This is a genomic window from Eudoraea sp., assembly GCF_049669105.1.
Lineage (GTDB): Bacteria > Bacteroidota > Bacteroidia > Flavobacteriales > Flavobacteriaceae > Eudoraea.
Genome location: NZ_JBATKE010000104.1, coordinates 1 through 8,847, shown reverse-complemented (window position 1 = coordinate 8,847; position 8,847 = coordinate 1). Strand labels below are relative to the sequence as shown.

The window sequence follows — 8,847 nt, the reverse complement described above, 5'->3', positions numbered from 1 at the left end:
CTACATTAGGTTCTCCTACGATAGCTATAGGAATCCCGCTTTTTATAACATTTCCCAAAGCGAAAGAATCTACCAGTCCCTTTAGAACGCTTTCAATTCTGTTTAGTAAACCCCGGAATTCTTCTCTGTCAGCAAATTCAACATCCTCTTCTGCAAAATCCAGCTCCAATTCAATCAGGGAGGCAAAGTTCAAAAGTTCTTCCCTCAGGAGTTTAATTTCATTGCTAAAACCTCCCCGCATCTGTTGCATGGCAATTTTGTGGGATGCCTCGTTTTCACTTGATATTAGATCCGCCACCGCTTCGGCCTGACTCAGATCCATTTTACCGCTCAAAAATGCACGCAAGGTAAATTCACCTGCATTTGCCATACGGCAACCATTTCTGATGAACAATTGGATTATTTGCTGTTGGATGTATATTGAGCCATGGCATGAAATTTCAACTACGTTTTCTCCTGTATAACTGTTTGGCCCTTTAAAAACCGATACCAGGACCTTATCTATAGTAGTATCTCCATCCATTATATAACCTAAATGGATGGTATGCGTATTTACTTTTTTTAAATCTTTCCTGCTAACTGACCTGAATAATTTTGAAACCAAAGAAATGGCTTCTCTACCGGATAAGCGAATAACCGCTATAGCACCAGACCCGGATGGTGTGGCCAACGCAATTATAGTATCCTTTGAAATCATGGAGATATTTTTTGTAAAAATAGACAAAAGCCGCTTATCCGCCTGGTGAAAGCTTTAATTGGACTCCATTAGATCAAACCTATTGGTTTTCTCATTACGAAATATCCGGTATTAAGTGGATAACTTTTTTTAAAAATCCTTAAAATATTGTGTAACATTTTATAAAAAATCACGTCTTATATAGTACATCATCAAAATCAATCAAAAAATGGAAGTTATCAATCAAAGAACAATGCGCGCCGACAGGCAACTGCTTGTTATTACGCATTTAACACAATTATTAAATTATATCATTGGGTTTGGTGGCTTAATAACCCCCTTAATTATATGGCTGACTTCAAAGAATTCTGTAGAAAGTTTGGATGAACATGGAAAGGCTGTTCTTAATCTGCAACTAAGTTTATTGCTATACATCGTCCTGAGTATTCCTGCTATTCTATTATTTGGACTTGGCATACTTACATTAATCGGGACAGCCGTACTTGGCTTTATAATGCCCATCGTAAACGCCGTAAGAGCTTCCAGAGGAGAGTCTCCCAGTAATTTCATGACCATACCTTTTATTACATAACATGTGAAACAAAAAAATCCAATCTGAACAGATTGGATTTTTTATTATAAATGGATCTCCGGAAACAACTTCATCTAATACGCTTTTACATAACTTGCCCGGGACAAAATTCGCCACCATTAAGGCTGGAACCTCCTTCAATGGTAAAATCGCCATAGGTATAGCCAAGAATGTTGGGTTCCGAACAACTGGTATTGATGGTAGTATTAGGGATACCTTTTACAGAAATATGGATTTCTCCACCCAGCGTATTGTTACGATCAAAACCATTAAGATTAAATAATTCTCCGGGGCTAAGATTTGCCCGATAAATTTGTTTTTTACCATTTGTACCGGTAATACTAATTGTGGCGTCTTCAGCACCATTATATCGTAAATCCAGTCGGGTAACATTACCACTACAGTCACAACTTGCAGCCTGGTCGGACCCATCATTAGTAGAGCTTCCATCTTCATTGGGAAGGCTATTTGGACATTCCCCTAATGCATCACCATGGTCTAAGTGAGCCTGAATGGCTTCTGGTGGCAGATACAAGGTTATGAATTTCCAATCGTTTCCAATATTCAGTTTATGACATATATATTGAAACTCTTTCTTTTTAGATTTCGAATAAACGGCATTTAAGGTTTCATTGCTTTGATCTAAATCATCAATTTGACAAGAGAACAAAAAGATAAAACTTAAAAGATAGTAGAGATTGTTTTTCATAATGTAGGTGGATTTGGGTTTAATTGTACATATATACAAATTGAAACGCACAGGAATATGAAAATTTTGCAAGAACGTTAATCTACCTATAAACAAGTTAAAAAGTGTTTAGGCAGCCTTTCTATACAAAATTAAATTACTTATGATTTAGCGAGAAGATCTAGAAATATTTTACCGGAATATTAAGACATTACTGAATATAGAAGGGATAGTTAATTATTTAACATCACCGGCATTACCAGCATGGTTACCATTTCACCCTCGTCAAGTCCATCTATTGGCGTTAGTATACCGGCTCTGTTGGGAAGGCTCATTTCCAAACATATTTCTTCTGAGGTCAGATTCCCCAACATTTCTACTAAAAACCGGGAATTAAATCCAATTTGCATGTCGTCTCCCTGATAGGAGCAGGTTAGCCTTTCTTCCGCTTTATTGCTGTAATCAATATCTTCAGCGGAAATATTCAATTCGGCTCCGGCAATTTTAAGTCTTATTTGATGCGTAGTTTTGTTAGAGAAAATAGAGACCCGCCTTACTGAACTCAGGATTTGATTCCTGGAAATGGTCAATTTATTTGGATTCTCTTTAGGAATTACAGCCTCGTAATTTGGGTATTTTCCATCTATAAGACGGCAAATTAGTTCTGTATTGTCAAAACTGAATTTGGCATTACTATCATTGTATTCTATTTTCACCATTTCCTCACTGCCCGCAAGAATACCTTTTAAAAGGTTTAATGGTTTTTTAGGCATTATAAATTCAGCTACTTCAGAGGCCTTAACATCGTTACGCTGGTATTTTACTAATTTATGGGCATCTGTGGCCACAAAAATTAAATGCTCTGATGAGAACTGAAAGAACACCCCACTCATTACCGGTCTTAAATCATCGTTACCGGCAGCAAAAATTGTTTTATTTATGGCATTGGCAAGAATATCGCCCATAATATCAGTAGAACTGGGATTCGCAAGTTCAACAGCCTTAGGGAATTCTGCTCCATCCGCATAAGCCAGTGCATATTTACCGTGATTAGAACTGATCTCAACCGTATTATTATCTTCGACGACGAATGTGAGTGGCTGTTCCGGAAAAGTCTTTAGGGTATCCAGCAAAAGCCTGGCAGGCACTGCTATTGTACCTTCTGAATCCGAATCTACCTCTAAAACAGAACTCATTGTGGTCTCCAGATCGGAGGCAGAGACTATGAGTTTGTTCTTGCTTAGGACAAATAAAAAATTATCAAGAATAGGTAAAGTATTACTGTTGTTAATAACCCCACCCAAAACCTGGAGTTGCTTTAATAAATAAGTGCTGGATACTATAAATTTCATTCGTTATTTATGCTTTTTTTGATTGATTTCTTTTTTAACAATTTGTGCTATTATTGTATGAAATCCAATTAAACAAATATATCCTAAATGTGCTTTTGAATAAAACAAACTTATTAACACCTAGGCACTGTATTTTCTCTTTCTGAAATAGTTAAAAGCAAACCCGAAAAATAATACAAGAAATACAGGGACACCAACGTTAATCAACTGCCACTTAGATTTATGTTCGGCTATTTTTTCCGGATCCAATAATGCGATTTTTACTTTCTTATTTCTAATGTTTATAAGTCCGGTGTCATCCATAAGATAATTGATGCTATTGACCAAAAATTCCTTGTTGCCATAAAAATTATTGGTCCATTTATCATATCCTAATTCAAGGGGTCTGTTATTCCTTATTTGATTTTTTATTATATCTCCATCTGCAACCACGAGCATCTTATTATCATTCCCTTTGAGTTTAGTGCCTTCTAGTTTTACAGGAACAATTCTATTAGTAAATGCAGAATTAAATGCACCTTCAATAAGCAGTACCACAGGCTTATTACCATCATTGTAAATTTCTTTATTTGGAGGGGTATTAATAATGTCTAAACTTATCATTTTTGGTGTGCCTTCAGATCTGGAAAGCGGTGAACTCGAATAAAGGACAGTTTTGCGATAGGAATTGGAAATAGTATCAATACTATTTGCAAATTGAAAGCGAAGTGCCTCCAGATTATTATTAACTGGGTGGTTATTGGGTGAGATAACCATAGGATTGTAAAACCAGGGTACCGGATTATATTGAGAGTTATTCCCTTCACCCGTCGCCAGTACTATTTGTGTAAAATATAAATCATTAATAAGCACCGGATTTATCCTGAATCCATATTTAAAGAAAAAATCATTCAGGTTGAGGTCTCTTGGAAAAGCCATAGAACTGCCTTTTGAATTAAAGAGACTGTCTAATTCTATGGCTACCTGATCTATTAACCAAATAGATTTTCCACCATTTACGATAAACTGATCCAGCACATATTTTTCTTTATCAGTAAAAGCCTCTGTGGGTTTGGCAATAAGTGCCAGATCGTACTCCTTTAGCTGATCCAATACTTTTTGAGGATTTTTTTCTACTGAATCCAGGGTGATCGCCCCTATATTGTAGTAATCCCTTATGGTAGTAAGAAAATCAGCCAGATAAATATCTTGCAATTCCCCATTGCCTTTTAGTACCGCTACTCTTTTTTTTGTTTTAATTGCCAGTTTAGTAAAAGCATCCGCAAAGGCATATTCTAAATTTTGTACAGAATTATTCACCCGGTCTTCCGAAGAAGCTCCCAATTTATTTTTTAAAAGAGGAACTTTAAAGGTTTTATTATTATAATTGACCATAGCCCACGGAAAGAGAATTTCCTGCGATACCCTTCCATTTTCTTCGACTGTTATATTCGCCGGAGTTAAACCAAGATTTTGCAATTCAGCAATAGTGGCTTCGGGCTCGCCATTATCTGCAAGAGGGTCAACAAAGTTATATTTTACATTGCTATTTATGGAAGCAAATTCCTCCAATATCTGTTTGGTTTCCGCTTTTAATTTTGCAAATTCGGCGGGTAATTCACCTTCAAGGAGTACATCAATAACAACAGGAGAATTAAAAGCTGATACGGCTTCTGATGCCTGTTCAGACAGGGTATATCGTTTATCTTCTGTAAGATCTATTCTTGTATAAATTAAACTCGCACCTATATTAACCAAGATAAATACAAGCAAGGCCAAACCATTGGTAAGTAACTTATTTCGCTTCATTACCTGGAATGATTTTTTAATTGAACAATTGCAAAAAACAGAAAGAGTACAGACAAACTAAGGAAATAAATTAAATCCCTGCTGTCTAAAACCCCTCTTGAAATTCCTTCAAAATGCGATTTCATTCCCAATGAAATTACAAATTGTGCCATGTCGCCATCAGTGAAAAGTGTTGAAACTCCTTCGAATCCATAATAGAACATAAAACAAACAACCAGGGCAAGGATAAAAGCAACAATTTGATTTTCGGTTAATGTGGATGTAAAAATTCCAATAGCTGTGTAGCTCATGGCTAAGAAAAACAGTCCAAAATATGATCCATAAATAAGGCCCCAATCCAAATTTCCCTGTGTAATGCCCAATTGCGAAATACAAATGCTATAAAGGAAGGTTGGAATCAGAGCAATTACAACAAGGAATAATGCACCGAAAAACTTACCGTAAACGGTTTGTCCTAAACTAACTGGTTTTATATAAAGCAATTCTAATGTACCAGCTTTCTTTTCCTCGGAAAAGCTCTTCATGGTCACTGCAGGAATCAGGAACAAAAATACCCAGGGAGTTAAGAGAAAAAAATTACTCAAATCTGCAAAACCGTATTCAAATATGTTAAAGTCACCTTTAAACACCCATAAAAACAAACCGTTGAGCACCAGGAAAAAGCCGATAATCAAATAACCTACTGGGGTCATAAGGAATGAAAGTACTTCTCTTTTAAATATGGCAAGCATAGGTTTATTTTACTGATTTAATTCTGTTCACACTCCACGCTTCTGCCTTTTCTTCAAACAATAATTTCGTTTTCCCCCAAACATTTCTAAAGAATTCAGATTTTCTATAAGCATCCAGGTTTTCTTCTTTTGCCCAATGACTGTAGGTGAAGAAGATGTTTGAATGTTCCCTGTCCTGGTATAATTCAAGGGAAAGACAGCCTTCAAAATTTCGGATAAAGCTTTTGGTTTCTTCAAAAATTTGCTCAAAACTAGCAATATTTTCTTTCTTTAATGTCAATTTAACGATGCGTATCAGCATTTATAAAAAGTTTATTATAATGGTATCTCTGTAATCCAAACCCAATAGGGTAGAGGCGCCTCCAACCGTGTTCAGATCACTCTTATAAATAGCTAGTTCTAAATAGTCAGACGAATTGAAAAGGGCCAACAAATCTCCCGGACCCTTTCGCTGGTTTTTTCCAAGGTCGAAATTTATTATGTCGCTATACCTGTTATGGATTTGACTGATTTTCCTATTTCTCGCATTAATTTCAAATTTTCTCCCATTCCGGTAGGCTTCAAACAGGCTTCTCTGAATATTTGTAATCACATTTCCATAGTTGTCTATATAAATAACACTCCCAACTATTGTTTTGCCCTCGTTCGTTATTCTTGGAGCAAATTCTTTAAGTTCTTTTAAGTCTTCAAATGATTTACCAACAACCTCCAACTTTCCTCCGCGTACTATATGGCATGCAACCTTAACGAATATGTCCAGTACAGGAAAGGATCCATTCACGGGGTTCGGAATATTTATTTCAACAACTTTTTCGGGTTTTATCTCCGAAGTTATCAGACTAATTACCCCATTATTGGCACTTATGAAATAGTGGTTATCAACCAATACAGCAATATGCTGGTTTTCAATGGTGGGTTCAGAATCTACCCCAACAATATGAATGGTTCCTTCCGGAAAAGCCTTGTAAGAATTTTTAAGAATATAAGCGCATTCCTGAATATTAAAAGGGCTTACGGTGTGTGTGATATCAACAATTTTAGCATCCGAAACCTCTTTATAAATAGTCCCCTTAAGGGCCCCTACAAAATGGTCTTTATATCCAAAATCTGTAGTTAAAGTAATGATCGCCATGCAGCACTGTTGATATTTTTTTAACTATTCAAACCGATTTTTACTTAAGTTTGTTTGACAAAATTACATGAAAAAAACAGCCTACAGAAATTTATCTTACGGCACACATCAATTAAATAAATCTATTCTTTGAACGAACTTAACTTAGAACTTACTGCGATTAGTCCAAGGGAATTCTTCGGACATCAAAACGAAAACATTAATCTCTTAAAAAAGTATTTTCCCAAATTAAAAATAGTAGCCAGAGGAAGCAAAATAAAAGTTTTTGGCGATGAACCCCTGCTGGATGAGTTTGATAAGCGGTTTCATATGCTTACGGCCCATTTTACCAAATACAACACCCTAGACGAAAATGTAATAGAGCGATTGCTTACAAGCAACGGTAAAGGAGAATATGAATCTTCTGAAAGTAGCGGAGACATTATTGTTCATGGGGTTAATGGTCGTTACATAAAAGCAATTACAGCCAACCAAAGAAAATTGGTTGATTCTACTGAAAAAAATGACCTGGTATTTGCTATAGGTCCTGCAGGTACAGGTAAAACCTATACCGGGGTGGCATTAGCGGTAAGGGCATTAAAGAATAAAGAGGTTAAAAGGATCATCTTAACACGGCCTGCAGTTGAGGCTGGAGAGAACCTTGGATTTTTGCCCGGAGACCTGAAGGAAAAACTGGATCCGTATATGCAGCCTCTTTATGATGCGCTGCGGGATATGATACCTGGTGAAAAACTTATTCATTACATCGAAAACGGAACCATACAAATTGCCCCCTTAGCTTTTATGCGGGGACGAACTTTGGACCATGCATTTGTAATCCTTGATGAGGCGCAAAATACCACACATGCCCAGATGAAAATGTTCCTTACCCGTATGGGAAAGAATGCTAAATTTTTGATTACCGGCGACCCCGGACAAATCGATTTACCACGAAGGGTAATTTCCGGCTTAAAAGAAGCATTATTAATCCTTAAAAGTGTTCCGGGGATACAAATTATATATCTGGATGATAAAGACGTGATTCGCCATAATCTTGTGAAGAAAGTAATAGATGCCTATAAAAATATTGAGCATCAAAACTAGTTTAGCGATATGGCCGAGACATTAATGACAACAAATTTTAATTTTCCCAATCAAATAAGTATATACAAGGGAAAAGTGAGGGAAGTATATCGGTTAAAAAACGATATCTTAATCATGATAGCAACAGATCGTTTGTCTGCTTTTGATGTTGTCATGCCTAAAGGAATACCTTATAAAGGCCAGATACTCAACCAGATTGCGACCAAAATGATGAAGGCTACCTCAGATATTGTTCCAAATTGGTTATTGGCAACTCCGGATCCAAATGTGGCTATTGGCCAGGCCTGCGAACCATTTAAGGTTGAAATGGTAATACGGGGCTATCTTTCGGGGCATGCGGCTCGTGAGTATAAAGCCGGGAAAAGAAGCCTCTGCGGTGTTCCGATGCCGGATGGAATGATTGAAAATGATAAGTTTAAAGAACCCATCATAACCCCGGCTACCAAAGCCGAAGAGGGAAATCACGATGAAGACATTTCCAGAGAAGATATCATAAAGCGTGGCATTGTATCAGAGCAGGATTATGAAATACTTGAAAATTATACCAGGGCATTATTTAAGAGGGGCACGGAAATAGCAAAGCAAAGGGGATTACTCCTGGTTGATACCAAATATGAATTTGGGAAAAATAAAGAAGGCGAAATTCTCCTCATCGATGAAATACACACCCCTGATTCTTCCCGCTACTTTTATGCGGAGGGTTACGAGGAAAGACAGAGCAGGGGAGAAGGTCAAAAACAGCTATCTAAGGAATTTGTTCGTCAATGGTTGATTAGTAATGGATTTCAGGGGCTGGAAGGACAAA

10 protein-coding genes are annotated in these 8,847 nt (G+C 36.8%); 3 read left to right on the top strand and 7 right to left on the bottom strand.

Annotated elements, in window-relative coordinates:
• Positions 1 to 697: tRNA modification GTPase (locus WBM60_RS08840; protein ID WP_424282986.1), on the bottom strand; the 697-nt coding region annotated here is incomplete at its 3' end.
• A 208-nt stretch (positions 698 to 905) separates the two neighbouring features.
• On the opposite strand from WBM60_RS08840, the gene WBM60_RS08835 reads away from it, so the two are divergent.
• Positions 906 to 1,268, top strand: coding sequence for a DUF4870 domain-containing protein (locus tag WBM60_RS08835; protein WP_424259164.1), 363 nt, complete (start codon positions 906 to 908; stop codon positions 1,266 to 1,268).
• Between the two features lie 85 nt (positions 1,269 to 1,353).
• Here WBM60_RS08835 and WBM60_RS08830 read toward each other — a convergent pair whose 3' ends face one another.
• From WBM60_RS08830 to WBM60_RS08805, 6 genes are all read right to left on the bottom strand, one after another.
• Positions 1,354 to 1,977: a DUF7467 domain-containing protein gene (locus tag WBM60_RS08830; RefSeq protein WP_424259163.1), complete on the bottom strand. Its 624-nt coding sequence runs from the start codon at positions 1,975 to 1,977 to the stop codon at positions 1,354 to 1,356.
• A gap of 212 nt (positions 1,978 to 2,189) precedes the next feature.
• Positions 2,190 to 3,308 (bottom strand): DNA polymerase III subunit beta, encoded by a 1,119-nt coding sequence (gene dnaN, locus WBM60_RS08825; RefSeq protein WP_424282985.1) that lies wholly within the window; start codon positions 3,306 to 3,308, stop codon positions 2,190 to 2,192.
• A gap of 120 nt (positions 3,309 to 3,428) precedes the next feature.
• Positions 3,429 to 5,096 (bottom strand): gliding motility-associated ABC transporter substrate-binding protein GldG, encoded by a 1,668-nt coding sequence (gene gldG, locus WBM60_RS08820; protein ID WP_424282984.1) that lies wholly within the window; start codon positions 5,094 to 5,096, stop codon positions 3,429 to 3,431.
• On the bottom strand, positions 5,096 to 5,827 hold the full coding sequence (gldF, locus tag WBM60_RS08815; protein WP_424276982.1) for a gliding motility-associated ABC transporter permease subunit GldF: 732 nt from the start codon (positions 5,825 to 5,827) through the stop codon (positions 5,096 to 5,098). Before gldF ends, gldG begins: the two co-directional genes overlap by 1 nt.
• Before the next feature lie 4 nt (positions 5,828 to 5,831).
• On the bottom strand, positions 5,832 to 6,128 hold the full coding sequence (locus tag WBM60_RS08810) for a putative quinol monooxygenase (protein ID WP_424282983.1): 297 nt from the start codon (positions 6,126 to 6,128) through the stop codon (positions 5,832 to 5,834).
• Positions 6,129 to 6,959, bottom strand: coding sequence for an SAM hydrolase/SAM-dependent halogenase family protein (locus tag WBM60_RS08805; protein ID WP_424279044.1), 831 nt, complete (start codon positions 6,957 to 6,959; stop codon positions 6,129 to 6,131).
• Between the two features lie 129 nt (positions 6,960 to 7,088).
• On the opposite strand from WBM60_RS08805, the gene WBM60_RS08800 reads away from it, so the two are divergent.
• Entirely contained in the window at positions 7,089 to 8,042 is a 954-nt protein-coding gene (locus tag WBM60_RS08800; protein WP_299161764.1) for a PhoH family protein, read from the top strand.
• Positions 8,043 to 8,051: 9 nt separating this feature from the next.
• Positions 8,052 to 8,847: phosphoribosylaminoimidazolesuccinocarboxamide synthase (locus WBM60_RS08795; RefSeq protein ID WP_424282982.1), on the top strand; the 796-nt coding region annotated here is incomplete at its 3' end.

Excerpts from the sequence above, each read along its gene's own strand:
- WBM60_RS08830 (WP_424259163.1), bottom strand. The coding sequence starts at position 1,977 with ATGAAAAACAATCTCTACTATCTTTTAAGTTTTATCTTTTTGTTCTCT.
- gldF (WP_424276982.1), bottom strand. The coding sequence starts at position 5,827 with ATGCTTGCCATATTTAAAAGAGAAGTACTTTCATTCCTTATGACCCCA.
- dnaN (WP_424282985.1), bottom strand. The coding sequence starts at position 3,308 with ATGAAATTTATAGTATCCAGCACTTATTTATTAAAGCAACTCCAGGTT.
- WBM60_RS08810 (WP_424282983.1), bottom strand. The coding sequence starts at position 6,128 with ATGCTGATACGCATCGTTAAATTGACATTAAAGAAAGAAAATATTGCT.
- WBM60_RS08805 (WP_424279044.1), bottom strand. The coding sequence starts at position 6,959 with ATGGCGATCATTACTTTAACTACAGATTTTGGATATAAAGACCATTTT.
- WBM60_RS08835 (WP_424259164.1), top strand. The coding sequence starts at position 906 with ATGGAAGTTATCAATCAAAGAACAATGCGCGCCGACAGGCAACTGCTT.
- gldG (WP_424282984.1), bottom strand. The coding sequence starts at position 5,096 with ATGAAGCGAAATAAGTTACTTACCAATGGTTTGGCCTTGCTTGTATTT.